The sequence below is a fragment of the Bacillus cereus group sp. BfR-BA-01355 genome, assembly GCF_022663675.1.
Classification (GTDB): domain Bacteria; phylum Bacillota; class Bacilli; order Bacillales; family Bacillaceae_G; genus Bacillus_A; species Bacillus_A thuringiensis_S.
The window spans coordinates 14,320-29,511 of the sequence record NZ_JAKUFY010000066.1 but is presented as its reverse complement, the minus strand read 5'-3'; the positions used below and the strand labels follow the sequence as shown (position 1 = coordinate 29,511).

Here is a 15,192-nt window from a genome sequence, read left to right as displayed (position 1 = left end):
CTTAAATTCTATATCATAAGTTACTCTAATTTTGCCCATAGAAAAATCCCCTCCATAGTAAACAGATTAATGTGCTTTCTTTTTACTGTCTACTATAAGGGGATCATATCAGATAAGAGTGTCTTTTCTAATAGTTTTTTAGCAGAAACAAGCAGCTCCAACTATGATTAATAAAATAAATAATACAACCAATAAAGCAAAGCCACCAGCAAATCCGCCGCCACAACTACCACCGTAACTCATAAATTTTCCTCCTTATGGTAAGAGGGTAAAACAAGGGGTCACTCAAGTGTCTTAACGGGGTCATTTTACTTTATGCTTTTATAAAGTATTTGAGCAGGTCCTTTTAAAAAAAGAAAAGCCCTATGGTGCCTTCAAAAATTTGCTTTACTGTATTTGCTAGTTGGAAGGAGATCGGATTTTAGATACTGCAAAACATGTGCCGTTACTTGCTAAAAATTGACCAGCTAAACTAGATGTAGCAAAACCGTCCGTTTTTATCATTGCTACTGCATCATTAGTATGAAAACCGGTGCTTAAAACTTCTTATATCTTTTTATCTTCCTCATTGATAATTATAGGAATACTTAAATAAGGATAGTTTTTACAACATTTCATTTCTTAAAAGCATGGCTAGTTCAGTCATATTTCGTACTATGTACATAATTTCATCACTATAATATATAGTTTGAATGAAGAGTAAAATAATATGTAGAAGTTTAAAAATTTAATTAAGAATAGCTTTCAAATGGATTGGTTACATTATTAATTGTGGAGGTGAGAAAGATGAACAAAAAACAAAAAGGTTATAACAAAGAAACTTCTGGTGCTAGTATTCAAAGTACAAATGCTAGCTATGGTACAGAGTTTGCAACTGAAACGAATGTACAAGCGGTAAAACAAGCAAATGCACAATCTGAAGCAAAGAAAGCACAAGCTTCTGGTGCTCAAAGTGCAAATACTAGTTATGGTACAGAGTTTGCAACTGAAACAGATGTGCATTCTGTGCAAAAACAAAATGCACAATCAGCTGCAAAAAAATCACAATCTTCTAGCTCTAATCAATAATGAAGGGAAAACACTTCTCTATTTTAAGAGAAGTGTTTTCTCAGGCTGTGAAGAAAACCTTCTCTACAGCCTATTTTTGCGTCTGAACAAATACATAATGTATCACTAGCGACTTTAAATGATGAGTTTGCCACAGTTTTAAAAACTGAAGATTTCTTTTAGAGAAACTGAAATGGTGTCTTTAACTGGTTCACATCCTTCAGCAAATATTTCATATGAACTTGAGTGTCTTTTCTCCATCATTACCATAGGATATAGTCTTTTACTAACAGCTTGTAGTAGATGAAGAAAAAGAATAGGTAAAAAAGAGCCGATATGAGATTCTTTTTAGTTATAAATAATGTGGAGTTAGAGTATAATTTTATATGGGTATATTGTATTAGATGAACTCTTTATCCTTTAATGGTAATTAATGATGGATTGTAAGAGGAGAGGCTTACAGTCCTATTTTTATGTTGTTCTATAAGCTTTCTTTTGCTTGGCGGTCAATATTTTCTTACTGTATTAACATGGAATAAAGTTAATGAAATTCAATAAGTATAGACAAAAAAGCTTATATTTTAACACTTAATGATAAGCTTTTTTATTGTATCTTCATTTCTTTTTCGTTTTAGGGATTATTTTATTTTTTTAGCTTGATAGTAATGTGGCGTTACCTCATCGCTATCAAGTTAAGAAAATACAACTCCCTTCAGAACGAAATTTTGTGCTAACTTGCACCCAAAAGCTCATTTTTTCGTTTTAGGGTTGATTTTTATACTTAAGTTGATTGGGCATGGACATTTCCCCTTTTTTAACTAATCTAGGGGACAAGCTGATACTACAGAATAAAAAGAACATATTATAAAAATATAAAGGAGGGGATAAAGATGAGTTATTGGAAACATGATTGTGGTCATCATAAAAAAGAAAGACATGATTGTGATGATTATAAAAAAGATAAATATAGATATGAAGAAAAAGACTATAACTATGACTACTACTACAAAAAATACTACGTGAAAAAATGCTATTGTCGTTTTGAACCTTATTACCCTCATCACAAAAAAGATTGTAAAAATAAATATGATAATTACTAAATCTAAACAATTATCTAAGTTCTCAATTCTTTAGTTTAAAAAAGATCTCTATTTTATAGAGATCTTTTTTATTTTAAACGTAAAATTTTTGATGCTTCAATGGTGCTATATTTCTTAATTGCAGCCTTTTTTGGTAATGTTCAATCACAACAAACGTATAAAATTTAAGAAATGACAGAAGTGCCTCTAATAAGAAAAACTACAGCAATCGCTGTGGTTTTTCTTTTAACGACAAAGACTATGTTGTAAATGTTGATAGCATTATATATTGAATTTTAAAAAAGAGTTAAAATGTAAAAGTTTTCATAACGCTTCAATTTTGGGGTTATTGTATAGAATATAAACGGGTTAAACAAAAATATCATTTTCATATTAATACATTTTTAATTACACTCTTACTATTAAAAATATACATTTAAATCATTGTAAACAAGGAGTTTAGAAGAGCTATAGCAATGTGGCGTTACCTCATCGCTATTCAGCTAATAAAAAGAAATACCCTCAAAATGAAAAAAATACGCCATCCTTTCCTATGATTGTACAGAAAGAATAGCGTATTTTTTCTACTTAGGGCTATTAACATCTCTTTATTTGATAGGCATGTTGTAAAATACTCATAAGAACAGGCTTCATTAAAACTCTATATACATCTTTCGAATGGGTGCACTCTTTGCGTCAGAACCAGATTTACTATTAATACACAAATACTTTCATTGGATCATCACAAAACACACAATAGTAAAGATATAGCATATTATATGGTGATAAATAAATTTTATGAAGGTTAATTTTATATATCCCTATAATAAAGTATATATGTAGGAGGTAGTTACATGTTTGATAAAAACAAAATACTTCAAGCTAATGCATTTAATTCAAATTTAATCGGCCCTACACTTCCACCAACTCCACCATTCACTCTACCAACAGGAGCAACAGGCCCAACGGGAGGGACAGGCCCAACAGGAGCAACAGGCCCAACGGGAGGGACAGGCCCAACAGGAGCAACAGGAGCGACAGGCCCAACGGGAGGGACAGGCCCAACAGGAGCAACAGGCCTAACAGGAGCGACAGGCCCAACAGGAGCAACAGGAGTAACAGGAGCGACAGGCCCAACAGGTCCAACAGGAGCAACAGGCCCAACTGAAGGTTGCCTTTGTGATTGCTGTGTTTTACCTATGCAGAATGTTTTACAGCAACTTATTGGGGAAACAGTGCTTCTTGGCACTATTGCAGATGCGCCAAACGCTCCACCATTTTTCTTTTTATTTACTATTACTTCCGTAAATGATTTTTTAGTTACAGTTACAGATGGTTCAACATCCTTTGTAGTTAATATTTCTGATGTAACAGGGGTAGGTTTTTTACCGCCGGGACCATCTATAACATTACTTCCACCTGTAGACTTAGGATGTGAATGTGATTGTCGCGAACGCCCAATAAGGGAATTACTAGATACCCTTATTGGTTCTACAGTAAATCTTTTAGCAAGTACTGGTTCTACTGCAGTAGATTTTAACGTGGAACAAACAGGCCTTGGTATAGTTATAGGTACTTTACCTATAAATCCAACTACAATCGTTAGGTTTGCTATTTCAACCTGCAAAATTACAGCTGTAAACATTCTCTAAAATTTAGAGATGCATAATAAAAAATAGTATCAAATGCCCATCAACCCAACATTTTGAAGTATCCCCAAAACAAAAAAATCTATATTTTCACCTGAGGATGCCAATTTTTTCGTTTTGGGGTATTTGCTTTTCTTAGCTTGATAGCGATGTGGTGCTACCCCTTATTAGAGATCAATACTGAAAATTTATCAACAGCGATAATGATTCCAGGTACTCTAACTCCGTTTATTAGAAATATTGTTACTACTCTTTGTTCCTCTATTAATTTTTTGTAAAAGTTTTCTTGTGTATACATCAATTGTTTTTTCCTCTCTTTAAATATTCTAATCTTGTTGACTTCTTTTTATAAAAATAAAAGCCCTTACAATGAAGTAAAGACCTTTGCTTATTTATGTATTAGTTCATATTTTCTTAGGTGAATTTTTATTATAAGATTCCTTTTAATTTTGCTTTTAAATCATTAATATTCACTGCATGGATTTATTAAGGAGAGTCTTACACCCTAATTAACACAAAGTAAGTATATGTAACATACAAAGAAATCCTCCCTGCAAATAATAGTGTATTAATTGTAGGGAGGATTTCTGCAGTTATTACATTCCTTCACCATGGGTAGTATATTGTATAATTTCCTGCTTTTGTACTGCAAGCATTGCCTCGCCGTGAGTGTTACTTAAAGTGATTGGTGCTACTAGCATTAAACCAGAGAACAAAAGTCCTGCCGTACTAATTAGTATTTTTTTCATCATTTTAAAGCACTCCTTTTCTCCATTTCAATTTTAGCCTTGTACCCCACACGGAAGTATTCGCTTACTTTTGAGTGGTTACCTTCATCATAATACTTGTTTGCTAATTCATCAGCATATATTTCGACAAAGTGCCATAAATTTTCTTCTTGGAGATAATGGATTCCTTCAACAATAATCTTTTCGTATTCATCTATAGTTGTATGCTGTAATCTTGCATTTAGAATTGATAAATGATGATAATATTCTTTATTATTTTGTGCATTACTAATTTGCAATCCTTTATCTATATAATTAGCAGCTTCATTTACATTGCCTAGTTTCTCATGTTCTTTAGCTAACAAATACATTGTTTTGCAGCTACCTTCTAGTGCCTTGGAGAGATAATTGATTGCTAGTTGAGGCATATTTTGATCTGAATATAGCAGCCCTATATTATGACGAATCATTTGAGTAAGTTGTGTTTGATCTTGTTTGGTTGCAATATCTAAAGCGGAAAGAAAATACTCTTCAGCTAACTCGTATTGCTTTAGAGAAGTACTTGCAAGTCCCAAAATATTATTACATGAAGCTACATTTATTTCATACCCAACTTCATTAGAATAGATTTCTTTCGCTTTATTACCGTATGTTATTGTATTTAGTGGTTGGAACTGATAATAGTTGAAAAGGGCATACTGATAATTAAATTCCGCTTGTTCTAATTCATCCGGAATAAGAGATAGAAGTGTTTCAGCTTTGTGATAGAAGTGTTTGGCGTCACTATATTGTCCAATCTTCATTGCATGTATAGCATTGAACAGATAGTAGTAGTAATTGAGCATGTCTGTGGTAGACTCTTCAATATGTTCTCCAGGTTTTACTAAACCTGATGTATTATTTATCAAAAGATTATACCTAAACTCTAGTAACGAATAGTAAATAAGAAGCGTTTGATCTTGTTCCATTTCGTCGATAAGTTTTTCAACATCTGATCCTAGATTTTTTGCTTTCAATAACTTTTGAGAGCGCATAGCTTTGTACCAATCGTTCATTAATTTAGTAATCTTTTCGTTTCCTTTTGCTACAATCACATAGCTTCCCCCTTTGTATATCTATATGTTTTTATCATAGCAGTTAAATCCATATTATTACAGGTGATAGTAGTTTAAAAGTATATTTCTAAATAATTATCAGAAAATTCAACATTCGTTTGTGACCAATTTAGATTCCGCTTCATATTAGGTTAAAATAAGTGATGAGTTTAAATCTAACATAGCGACGAGGGGAAGACAGTGAAAAACCATACAAAAGGTCCTAAAGGGCAAGTGTTGCAAACCAATAAGAAATGGTCTCACCTAAAGCAAAAACAGCGTGAAACCATATCAATTTGGCTGAGAGAGGCTTATATAGAAAAGATTAAGGTTCATAACCGTAGATTGAAACCGAGAGAACATGAGGGTGTTTTAGAAAGAGTAATGAGTAAAATCTATGATCGTGAAATTTGGATTTCAGATTATGAAGTCGAAAAGTATTACAAAGGAAAACTAAATAAATGGTATAACAAACACATTTCATTGGAAGAAAAAAATGATAGGGATTCTTATAATTAGTTGTAAAGGTGTATGCAGAAGCTGTGATGAGCTTTATTAAAGAAGGAGATATTTTGTTATAAAGTAGCACCAACAAAACGCGAATTTCGTACGTTATCAAGACCTAAATTTAAAGAAAGCTAAAAGCGCATATCGGATAAAGTGCACTATATAATGCAGTTAAAGAAGCAAATAAAAAAACAAGATAAATATTAGAGGAGAAATAAAATGAGAATGCTAAATTGTTCAAGTGTTGAAACAACAATAAAGTCACTTTCTACATTGCTTAAAACTAAGGAAGAGATTTTAAATTCATTTATAGATAGCAATAAATATCGAATAACTAATAATGATAGCCTATGGAAATACAATGATCTTACTATTGAAGATATACTAAATCATTTTGATTTAAATGACAATGAGATTATTCCTGATAAATTAGTTATGTTTCATTTAACCTCTGCTCTAGATGATAACAGTTTTCGAGAAAAAGGGATATTAAATTTAGAATCAGTTATTAAAGATGACATTTTTTCTGGTTTTTTAGAAGAATGCGGAATAAAAGTATGCTATCAGGATGATAACTTTCGGGGGGCACTTCATAAAGGAGTACTTATTTAACTAACATTAGTTTTTATAATTTCTTTGTTATTAGATTTGTTTATAGTCGGTCCAATCGCAAAGAAAATTGCATTTTTGTTACCTTACGATAAATCTAAGGGGAAATTAGTAGATCTATCTATTTCATTCTTTATGGTAGTTGGTAGGGTTCTCTTTACGTCTATTTATGGGATAGCGAATGCCCATTTTTCTAATGGTTTAGGTGAAAGGTCATTAATTGATCTTTACTACTCAATAGTTTTCAAAAACTTCATTTTTGCTTTCCCAGTCCAACTATTAATTATGGGAGCATTTGTTCAATATTTATTTATTAAATTTTTCAAGTGTGAAACCAAAATTTGATCTAGTAGCATTAAATAAAGTGGATTTAAGTAATGTGTACATATGAATTACTCGTATTAGCTTAGAAATTAATGTTGTCTTTGGTTAATAAACTAAACATCAGACCGAACTGTATATTCAGTTCACGTATTTAAAGAAATTTAATGATAAGGTCATCCATAAAAAAAGATAATCGTCTTAAAATTGTAATCTCTAAGACTTATTTTTTATAATCTATTTACATTTGGATTTTTTGTAGCAATGGAACAGATGACACAACACAAGCATTAACGGACATCACAATACCTGAAATGGGTCTTTCATGTCCGCTAACATATATTGTTGAATTGTTCATTATATTGGTTTACTGATAATACGTAGATTAAAATTCACAGCATATATTTCGAAAAAAGATTGAGCGGAACATTACAGGTTTGTAATGTTAATGTAAGAAAGTTGGATGGTAAGCTATATAGTTTTAAGTCATACTTAAGAAGCTGGCTTAATGATGGATGTTTAATCAATACAAAAGGAGAAGTGTTTTTATGAAATGGTTTTTTAGAGCTTTTATGGTTTTAGTAGTAATTTGCGGTGGTGCTTTTTATTATCTTACCTCTAGCAATGGATATTATTCAACGAAAGAGTATTACGTGAAGATGATAGCCGATCCTATAGTTGAAAGAGACAGATTAAGTAGTGGTGAAATGAGCACAAACAAAGTTTATAACGTGACAGGGTACGATAAAGAAGGAAAAGAAAGAAAGCTTCGAATTGTATCAAATGATGTTTTTGAGAAAAATCAATATTATATTATACATTGGGAAGATAGAAGAGGCATTATTTCTAAGAAAGAAAAAGTCGATAAAACTAAGATTGACAAAGCAATCTTAGAAAAATTAGATGCTGTTTTATAAAGTGTTATAAGCTAGCGAGAATATGCCATTAATCTTAACAAAATTAGACCGAACCGTCCGGTTCGGTCGACCTATAATTTAATTAGAGGAGGAAATCATGAATTCCATAATAAATTCAAAAAATAGAATCATATCACTTGATATTATTCGTGGATTCGCATTGTTAGGTATTTTATTTATTAACATACCAGCATTTCAAATAGTAGTCGAGGGGTCTTCAGCATCTACGAATTATAGTGGTATAGATGAAGTCATTCGTATATTAATTGATGTGATAATTACAAAGAAGTTCTTTTCTATTTTTTCATTTTTATTTGGGGTAGGCTTTTATATTTTTGCTTCAAATGCTGAGAAGCGTGGTGATAATCCTAAAAGACGATTTGCTAGACGTTTAGGAACACTTTTTATTATAAGTCTTTTCCATATTTTTATATTCTTTGGGAGTATTTTACCTGCTTATGCATGTATCGGTTTATTACTAATCCCATTTTATCATGCAAGTTTATCTACGATAGCTAAGTGGCTAGGCGGGATTGCTAGTGCTTATTTATTTTGTATCGTGATACAACTTGTAAATATTAAAAATGAAATGGTTACTTCAATCGCAATATCTATGACAACAGATTCGACTTTAATTTTCTTGATGTTCTTAGCTGGCTTTGGGGTATCTAAAGCAGGGTGGATACGAAGAATTGGGGAATTTAAAAAACAAATTATGAGAATGCAATTGGCGATGTTACCGTTAGTCATTGGTGGTTCTGTCTGGATTTGGCTAGCATCTAGTGCAAACAGTGATCAAGTATCCCTAATTATTAAACTAAGTAGTATTCCAACAGTTGTTTTGTATTTAAGTACGATGTTTTTATTGTTAGAAAATAAAACAATTGCTAAGTTGTTTACACCTATTGCCTCTGTAGGAAAAATGGCTCTTACAAATTATGTAGCACAAAGTATTATTGCCAAAGTGATATTTTCATTTGCAAATATTGAAATTGTATCACCAACACAAACTATTTGGATAGCGTTACTTATTTTTACTATCCAAATTATATATACTTCGATTTGGTTTAAATTCTTTAAAATGGGACCGTTAGAGAAAATGTGGCGAACTATGACATATGGAAAGAAAAAAGCATAATCATTTTAAAATTAGTAGAGTGTTTTGAATAAAATTAAATACCTGGAGGGGTTTAAATGAATAAAGCAGTTGTAAAAGTTGAAAATGTGAAAAAAACGTATGGAAAACAAGGTGAAAATCAATCGCATGCTTTAAATAATGTTTCATTCTCGGTAAGAGAAGGAGAGTTTGTTGGAATTATGGGGCCGTCTGGTTCAGGGAAAACAACTTTGCTAAATGTTATTTCAACATTAGATAAGGCGACAGATGGTGTAATTGAAATTGCAGGTACGGATATTACAAAAATGAAACAGGATGAGCTTTCTGATTTTCGTTCTCAAAAATTAGGATTTATATTCCAAGATTTTAATCTGTTGGAAAACTTATCTGTGTATGAGAATATTGCTCTCCCCTTATCACTTCAAGGTGTTCCATCACGAAATATTAAACCAAAGGTAGAGAAAGTAGCGGAAATGTTAGATATTTCATCAATTCTTCCAAAGTATCCCGCGGAAGTGTCTGGAGGGCAAAAACAGCGTACTGCTGCAGCACGTGCGCTTGTACACGAGCCAGCAATTATTTTAGGGGATGAGCCAACAGGAGCACTCGATTCCAAAAATGCGAAAAGTTTACTTGAGGCGATGAAAAACCTAAATAGAAAGCAAAATGTATCTATTATGATGGTTACTCATGATCCTTATAGTGCGAGCTATTGTGAACGGATTTTATTTATTAAAGACGGAGGGTTATATAAAGAATTACATCGTACGAGTGATCGTGAAATATTTTATAAAGAAATTTTAAATGTTATGGCAAACATGGATACGAAACAAATATAAGAGAGGAAGTTCAATGATGTTATTCAAATTAGCTATTGGGGCTATCCAAAGCAAGAAGAAAGATTATGGCATCTTGCTGACGGGATTAATTATAGCCATTTCTATTTTTTATATGTTCCAAACATTAGGAACTAATGAAGTGTTTTTGAAAGAAAATAATTCAATCGGTGCGATTTTATTTATATTTAAAGCAGGCTCATTTTTAGTTGGGACTGTGACATTTTTCTATATTCTATATGCTAATTCATTTCTATTTTCTCTACGTCAAAGGGAATTTGGAATGTACATGATGTTAGGGGCAAAACGGGATAAAGTTGTAACCCTTATGTTTATGGAGACGATGGGGTTAGGAATTGCATCTCTTGTAATTGGGGGATTAGTTGGAATCGTTCTCTCACATACGACAGGCAAATTGCTTATGACACAACTTGCATTTGATGCAGTTGGATATAATGCATTTCATCTACCAGCATTAAAAACAACTTGTACATTTTTCTTAACCATCTTTTTTATTAATGCGGTTATCAATGGCTTTAAATTATCAAATACTTCGGTATTGCAACTAGTGCATGGAAATGCAAAAACGGATCAAGTAAAGGTAGGAGGAATAAAAACGGCAGTACTTGCAGTATTTGCCTTGATTTTATTAGCGGTTGGGTATTTTGCCATGATTAATATGTGGAGGTTAAAGGTTATCGGCATAGTCGTATCTTTAATCACTGTAACATCAGGAACGTATATGTTATTTGGAGCTGTATTACCGCTTATCGTAAAAATGATTAAATCTAATAAGAAGTTTAATGAAAAAGGAATTAACGCTTTTACATTTGCTCAATTAAACTATCGGATTAGTAATCTAACGAAAGTCTTAGCTACGATTACAATGCTAGTAGCATTAGGTGCTGGAGCAATATCTGGAGGGATGGCTTTTAAAAATAATATTCCATTCCAATTAGATAAATTTACCCATTATGATGTTACTATTCATAATCCAACAGCTGAGGAAAAGAAAATATTAAGTGATATTAAATTTACAGAAACAAGAGAATATCGCTATAAAGTAGATGAGAAGTTCGTTTATTTCGTTAAGGAAGATTTAGAAAAGGATCCTTTATTAATAGAAAATGATACGGTTGGACAAAAAAAGCTAATACGTAATACAGAGGAACTACCTTTAAACTCTCTATTAGGGGGAGATACAAAAGATGGAGACGCTATGAAAGAAATGTCTCCAAAATGGAAAAAGAGCTTTGAGGTAATCGTGCCTTATTACGTAGCTTTTCATTTGAAGCATCCTATTAAAATTGTTGATCAAAATATGTATGAGAACATAGTAAAATCAGAGAGTGTAGCATTTATTGGGAAATCAGATGCTTACATGAAATATATGAAGGAATGGAAAGAAATTAATGATTTGCAACTAGTGAAGTATAAAGATTTAATTACTGAGTTAGAAAAGGAAGTAAAGAATGCAAAATCAGTATTATTAGAATCAACAAAATACCATCTCTACACAATATATTCAGGTTTTGTAAACGGAATATTGTTTATGGCGTTTTTCCTAGGGATTGCTTTCCTAACAATGATGGCGAGTTGTCTCATGTTTAAAATATTATCAGGTGCTTCGAGCGATGTGGCGCGTTATCAAATGCTTCGTAAAATTGGAGTTCGCCGTGAATTATTAACAAAGTCAATCTATAAAGAATTATTCTTTGTCTTTGTATTCCCTGCAATTGTCGGTATTACTCATGTATTTGTTGGGATGAATATTTTTTCCGCTTACGTTGTTAATCCTTATTTAAACATATGGATGCCAATTTCTATTTTTATAATTATTTATGGGGCTTATTATATGCTGACTGTTCAATTATATAAGAGGATTGTACTGCCTCAAAAGGATTAAGATTGCCCTTTACTATGACCTATTCATAACTATTGTTGTAAACACAATTAAGAAAAAATATAAAAATAAAAGCTCCGCCCATTAGAAAAATAGAGTGATCAAATGGGCGGGGGCATTTCTTTATTTGGAAAGGCGACAGCGTGTCTTTCTTCGAAGAGTGATGACCTGTTTGAGCGATGTTTAGGATAAGATAAAAGTATTATTTAGAATAAGAAGTAAGCAAATGTTTTACTTGCTCAATAAAATAATAGTGGTGAATATTATCATTACATACTCGACTAGCCATAATAACTCCCTCCATTGATGATGCAAGAAAGGAAGCTAGCGATAAAGTGTCTATATCTGCCATGAATTCTTTTTTCTCTATCCCTTCTTTTATAAGGGATTCCAGTAGTATTACTGTATCATTATAGCCTTTTTTAGTAGCGTTTTGTAACTCTGGGAATAGACCTCTACTTTCAACTGCATTATTAAGTAAAGGGCATCCGCCAGGAATTGGTGGATTATTGGCAGCATCTTGGTATACAAGGAAAATTGCAATAATTTTATCGACTGCATGCTCTTTATTTTCCATTGCTTTATAAAAATGTTTCCACATGATTTCCGTGCTTCTTTTAAATGAAGCAAGTACAATCTCTTCTTTGTTTTTATTATAAAATCACTATGAAGGTTAAGGAGTTAACTAGTAAATAATATATATTTACTAATAAATTATAAAAAATATAAGTATAAGTAAATAGAGAAGAATGTGCAATTATTAACTATCTTTATTCAAATTGTCTACGTTCTAGACGATCAACAGCCTCACGTTTCTTTTCATTATTAATATTTGTATAGATACTAGTAACTTCTACAGAAGTGTGACCAAGTTGATCTCGAAGTAATACAAGGTCCTTGTTTTCCTTATAATGATTTGTAGCATATGTGTGTCGTAGTTTATGAGGGCTACGCTTCTCATCAAATGCACTTGAATATTTGTCACATAACTTCTGTATAGCTCTAACAGTTAACTGCGTATATTTATATTTCCCTTTATAATTTGTTACGAAGAGTAAGTCTTCATCTTGGGGGCAGTTATATTTACTAAGACGAACTTTAATATATTCCTGAACATCATCTAAGCAAGAGTGAGTAGCTAATATGGAGGATCTTTTATTGCCTTTACGCGTCACTTTTACTTTCCCTTGACGGAAGTTTATACTAGATATAGTAAGACTAGCTACCTCGGAAACTCGAAGCCCAGTGCCTAAAATGAGGCTTATAATGGCTATATCCCTTTCTTTATCACGCTGAAAAAAACTATATTTTTTTGGTGATATATCTTTCAACATTTCACCATAATCATTTGCTAGAAATTGAAGAAAAGCTACATCATCTTTTTCATTAAATATCATGTTTGCAACGTCATCTGCTCTTGCTGCTGCATCTACTTTCTCCTTATGCAGCTCAATTTTCTCCATAACATTACGCGAGATGTAATTTTTCCCGTATTCATTTTCTTTATTCTGAGCTAAATACTTGAATAGGGATTTTTAAGCAGAGAAAGTTCTATTAATAGCTTTTGTTTCAATGCCTTCTCCCTGAAGATACCTTTGAAAAGGTTTCACATCATTTAAAGGTAAAGTTTCCAGTATTGTAATTAGGACGTCACATATTTTTGTAACTACCTTGCCAATATCAACAGCAAGTGAATTATCAATAAGCCATGTTAGAAATTTTTCAAATTCAGTTGTGTAAGCATATAAAGTAGCAGGGGAAAGATGCGTTTTCTCTTCTAGGTGGGGTACAACCGAGATTCGTGTAATTTTGAGTACCATTCTTACTTTTATTTCCAAACCTATTTTAAAATCAGGTTTTTATTTGGGTCTACTACGTACCTTCTATGGGAAACACAGGAATATATAAAGAATGTTGTGAAGGTTTTAAATGAATTTGATAAAATAGAGTGCTAATATTCCCAAAAATCAAATAAAATATTATATATATATATATATATATAAAATATTTACAATAATGTAAAATACGTTACAGTTGAGCTGTAAGTTATAAAATTATTAAGGGGGTATTTTTATGTTCAAGAAACTAGTGGTTGGAGCATTAGCAGCTGGTATTGTGTTAACTGGAGGAATTGGGGCGGCATCGGCAGAAGAATTAACAAGTACAAAAAAAGCGGAAAGCTTAAATGTAACATGTGGTGAGATTTACGAACTTAATGATGGTTTGTATGCAAAATATGTTTGTCATCCGAGTGGTGTTTATGCCAATTCTTTCGAAGAACCTACAAAATATGGGAAAATGAAATGGTATTTGAAGAATATAATTGATGGTAAGGGTTATTATCAAGGAAGAGTAGTAAAGTAGACAGCTTTAAAAAAAGACTACGCAGCCATTGAGATTCGATATTCAATCGGAGCTCGATGGCTGAGTCGTTTTTGGAATCGTTTGTAGTTATAATGATAGATATATGTTTCAATTGCTTGAATCAATTCTCCTTTTGTTTGGTAATAATTGAGATAAAACATTTCAGATTTAAAATGAGAGAAGAATGATTCAATACAAGCATTGTCATGGCAGTTTCCTTTGCGAGAGTGGCTGCCGATGGCACCTAGCTGTTGAAGCGTACGATGATAAGCATGAGATGTGTATTGGAATCCTTGATCTGATTGGATGATGGTTCCATAAACATCTCTTTTTTTGGTTGCTAAATCAAGTGTTTTGAGAACAAGTTGTAAATCATTGCTATGTGATAATTTCCAAGCAACAATTTCATTATTGTAAATGTCTTGGACGACCGATAAATAGAGGAAATCATCTTTGAATGGCAAGTAAGTGACAATTTAACGGTTCTCTGACGGAAATTAATACTAGAATAGAAATAGTAAGACTAGCTACCTCAGAAACCCGAAGGCCAGTACCTAAAATGAGGCCTATGATGGCTATATCTCTTTCCTTATCACGCTGAAAAAAACTATATTTTTGTGGTGATATACTTGGTACTCGTTTAAAAGCCTAAATAGATATAATAAAAAAGAGAATAAGTGCAGTGAAAATATGACTAAATATAAATAATACACTTTCATTTGCAACTGAATGGGAAGATCTAGAATTATAACGAATTAATTTTTTTATTATTAAACCATATGTCATAGAAACTAAAATGAGTAGAAATAATAGCCAAAAAAATTGCAGCCTATTATAATCTATTGATGTTGCAGTAATAATAGCAGGTTTTATAGCGATGAAATAAATTGTTAAATATATAAAAAAACTTAGAGTACAATATAATGAAAAATTTAACAAGTTTCTGTACAGATAACTTTCCCCTCTTTACTGAAATACTCATGATAAATTCCTGCCTCTCATAGAAGTATCCTAATCCTAT

The 15,192-nt window shown here is 32.0% G+C and carries 16 protein-coding genes and 3 pseudogenes; 10 read left to right on the top strand and 9 right to left on the bottom strand.

From position 1 onward, the window contains the following. Positions 1 to 138: 138 nt before the first annotated feature. Positions 139 to 243 carry a YjcZ family sporulation protein gene (locus tag MR167_RS20220; RefSeq protein WP_098282266.1) on the bottom strand — a complete coding sequence of 35 codons (105 nt, stop codon included), beginning with the start codon at positions 241 to 243 and terminating at the stop codon, positions 139 to 141. 543 nt (positions 244 to 786) lie between these two features. Here MR167_RS20220 and MR167_RS20215 point away from each other — a divergent pair. The 3 genes from MR167_RS20215 to MR167_RS20205 all read left to right on the top strand — a co-directional run bounded on the left by MR167_RS20215 (position 787) and on the right by MR167_RS20205 (position 3,778). Further along, on the top strand, positions 787 to 1,068 hold the full coding sequence (locus MR167_RS20215; protein WP_242315327.1) for a gamma-type small acid-soluble spore protein: 282 nt from the start codon (positions 787 to 789) through the stop codon (positions 1,066 to 1,068). 869 nt (positions 1,069 to 1,937) lie between these two features. Further along, positions 1,938 to 2,147, top strand: a complete 210-nt coding sequence (locus tag MR167_RS20210; protein WP_199689551.1) for a hypothetical protein — start codon at positions 1,938 to 1,940, stop codon at positions 2,145 to 2,147. Between the two features lie 833 nt (positions 2,148 to 2,980). Next, positions 2,981 to 3,778 (top strand): exosporium leader peptide-containing protein, encoded by a 798-nt coding sequence (locus tag MR167_RS20205; protein WP_242315326.1) that lies wholly within the window; start codon positions 2,981 to 2,983, stop codon positions 3,776 to 3,778. A 154-nt stretch (positions 3,779 to 3,932) separates the two neighbouring features. Here the strand turns inward: MR167_RS20205 and MR167_RS20200 are convergent, their stop codons facing one another. The 3 genes from MR167_RS20200 to MR167_RS20190 all read right to left on the bottom strand — a co-directional run bounded on the left by MR167_RS20200 (position 3,933) and on the right by MR167_RS20190 (position 5,597). Next, a complete protein-coding gene (locus MR167_RS20200; RefSeq protein WP_000288515.1) occupies positions 3,933 to 4,073 on the bottom strand; it encodes an RNA chaperone Hfq in 141 nt (46 codons plus the stop codon). 298 nt (positions 4,074 to 4,371) lie between these two features. Further along, a complete protein-coding gene (locus MR167_RS20195; RefSeq protein ID WP_176542991.1) occupies positions 4,372 to 4,524 on the bottom strand; it encodes a hypothetical protein in 153 nt (50 codons plus the stop codon). Beyond that, positions 4,524 to 5,597 (bottom strand): response regulator aspartate phosphatase, encoded by a 1,074-nt coding sequence (locus tag MR167_RS20190; RefSeq protein WP_242315325.1) that lies wholly within the window; start codon positions 5,595 to 5,597, stop codon positions 4,524 to 4,526. The genes MR167_RS20195 and MR167_RS20190 overlap by 1 nt, the downstream gene beginning before the upstream one ends. A 201-nt stretch (positions 5,598 to 5,798) precedes the next feature. On the opposite strand from MR167_RS20190, the gene MR167_RS20185 reads away from it, so the two are divergent. The 6 genes from MR167_RS20185 to MR167_RS20160 all read left to right on the top strand — a co-directional run bounded on the left by MR167_RS20185 (position 5,799) and on the right by MR167_RS20160 (position 11,810). Further along, positions 5,799 to 6,116, top strand: coding sequence for a transposase (locus tag MR167_RS20185; protein ID WP_242315324.1), 318 nt, complete (start codon positions 5,799 to 5,801; stop codon positions 6,114 to 6,116). Positions 6,117 to 6,323: 207 nt separating this feature from the next. Further along, entirely contained in the window at positions 6,324 to 6,716 is a 393-nt protein-coding gene (locus MR167_RS20180) for a hypothetical protein (protein ID WP_228497306.1), read from the top strand. 866 nt (positions 6,717 to 7,582) lie between these two features. Next, a complete protein-coding gene (locus MR167_RS20175; RefSeq protein WP_242315323.1) occupies positions 7,583 to 7,951 on the top strand; it encodes a YxeA family protein in 369 nt (122 codons plus the stop codon). 97 nt (positions 7,952 to 8,048) lie between these two features. Then, positions 8,049 to 9,089: a DUF418 domain-containing protein gene (locus MR167_RS20170; protein ID WP_001084461.1), complete on the top strand. Its 1,041-nt coding sequence runs from the start codon at positions 8,049 to 8,051 to the stop codon at positions 9,087 to 9,089. Positions 9,090 to 9,145: 56 nt separating this feature from the next. Next, a complete protein-coding gene (locus MR167_RS20165) occupies positions 9,146 to 9,907 on the top strand; it encodes an ABC transporter ATP-binding protein (RefSeq protein ID WP_131252121.1) in 762 nt (253 codons plus the stop codon). 16 nt (positions 9,908 to 9,923) lie between these two features. After that, a complete protein-coding gene (locus MR167_RS20160) occupies positions 9,924 to 11,810 on the top strand; it encodes an ABC transporter permease (RefSeq protein ID WP_140159366.1) in 1,887 nt (628 codons plus the stop codon). A 199-nt stretch (positions 11,811 to 12,009) separates the two neighbouring features. Here MR167_RS20160 and MR167_RS20155 read toward each other — a convergent pair. Next, positions 12,010 to 12,459 (bottom strand): annotated as a pseudogene (locus tag MR167_RS20155) (TetR family transcriptional regulator C-terminal domain-containing protein); the annotation flags it as partial. A 118-nt stretch (positions 12,460 to 12,577) separates the two neighbouring features. Beyond that, positions 12,578 to 13,585, bottom strand: a pseudogene (gene xerS, locus MR167_RS20150) (tyrosine recombinase XerS); the annotation flags it as partial. Positions 13,586 to 13,880: 295 nt separating this feature from the next. Here xerS and MR167_RS20145 point away from each other — a divergent pair. Then, positions 13,881 to 14,171, top strand: coding sequence for a hypothetical protein (locus tag MR167_RS20145; RefSeq protein ID WP_000473808.1), 291 nt, complete (start codon positions 13,881 to 13,883; stop codon positions 14,169 to 14,171). A gap of 17 nt (positions 14,172 to 14,188) precedes the next feature. Here the strand turns inward: MR167_RS20145 and MR167_RS20140 are convergent, their stop codons facing one another. The 3 genes and pseudogenes from MR167_RS20140 to MR167_RS33395 all read right to left on the bottom strand — a co-directional run bounded on the left by MR167_RS20140 (position 14,189) and on the right by MR167_RS33395 (position 15,122). Further along, the gene (locus MR167_RS20140) at positions 14,189 to 14,635 is read right to left on the bottom strand and encodes an IS3 family transposase (RefSeq protein WP_242315322.1); all 447 of its coding nucleotides are present in this window, start codon (positions 14,633 to 14,635) and stop codon (positions 14,189 to 14,191) included. A 5-nt stretch (positions 14,636 to 14,640) separates the two neighbouring features. Next, positions 14,641 to 14,798: pseudogene (locus MR167_RS20135) on the bottom strand (tyrosine-type recombinase/integrase); the annotation flags it as partial. Between the two features lie 21 nt (positions 14,799 to 14,819). Further along, the gene (locus MR167_RS33395) at positions 14,820 to 15,122 is read right to left on the bottom strand and encodes a hypothetical protein (protein ID WP_086411878.1); all 303 of its coding nucleotides are present in this window, start codon (positions 15,120 to 15,122) and stop codon (positions 14,820 to 14,822) included. Positions 15,123 to 15,192 lie beyond the last annotated feature (70 nt).

Bases quoted from the DNA above. Each gene is read 5' to 3' on its own strand.
- MR167_RS20220 (WP_098282266.1), bottom strand. From the start codon at position 243: ATGAGTTACGGTGGTAGTTGTGGCGGCGGATTTGCTGGTGGCTTTGCT.
- MR167_RS20215 (WP_242315327.1), top strand. From the start codon at position 787: ATGAACAAAAAACAAAAAGGTTATAACAAAGAAACTTCTGGTGCTAGT.
- MR167_RS20210 (WP_199689551.1), top strand. From the start codon at position 1,938: ATGAGTTATTGGAAACATGATTGTGGTCATCATAAAAAAGAAAGACAT.
- MR167_RS20205 (WP_242315326.1), top strand. From the start codon at position 2,981: ATGTTTGATAAAAACAAAATACTTCAAGCTAATGCATTTAATTCAAAT.
- MR167_RS20200 (WP_000288515.1), bottom strand. From the start codon at position 4,073: ATGTATACACAAGAAAACTTTTACAAAAAATTAATAGAGGAACAAAGA.
- MR167_RS20195 (WP_176542991.1), bottom strand. From the start codon at position 4,524: ATGAAAAAAATACTAATTAGTACGGCAGGACTTTTGTTCTCTGGTTTA.
- MR167_RS20180 (WP_228497306.1), top strand. From the start codon at position 6,324: ATGAGAATGCTAAATTGTTCAAGTGTTGAAACAACAATAAAGTCACTT.
- MR167_RS20175 (WP_242315323.1), top strand. From the start codon at position 7,583: ATGAAATGGTTTTTTAGAGCTTTTATGGTTTTAGTAGTAATTTGCGGT.
- MR167_RS20170 (WP_001084461.1), top strand. From the start codon at position 8,049: ATGAATTCCATAATAAATTCAAAAAATAGAATCATATCACTTGATATT.
- MR167_RS20165 (WP_131252121.1), top strand. From the start codon at position 9,146: ATGAATAAAGCAGTTGTAAAAGTTGAAAATGTGAAAAAAACGTATGGA.
- MR167_RS20160 (WP_140159366.1), top strand. From the start codon at position 9,924: ATGTTATTCAAATTAGCTATTGGGGCTATCCAAAGCAAGAAGAAAGAT.
- MR167_RS20145 (WP_000473808.1), top strand. From the start codon at position 13,881: ATGTTCAAGAAACTAGTGGTTGGAGCATTAGCAGCTGGTATTGTGTTA.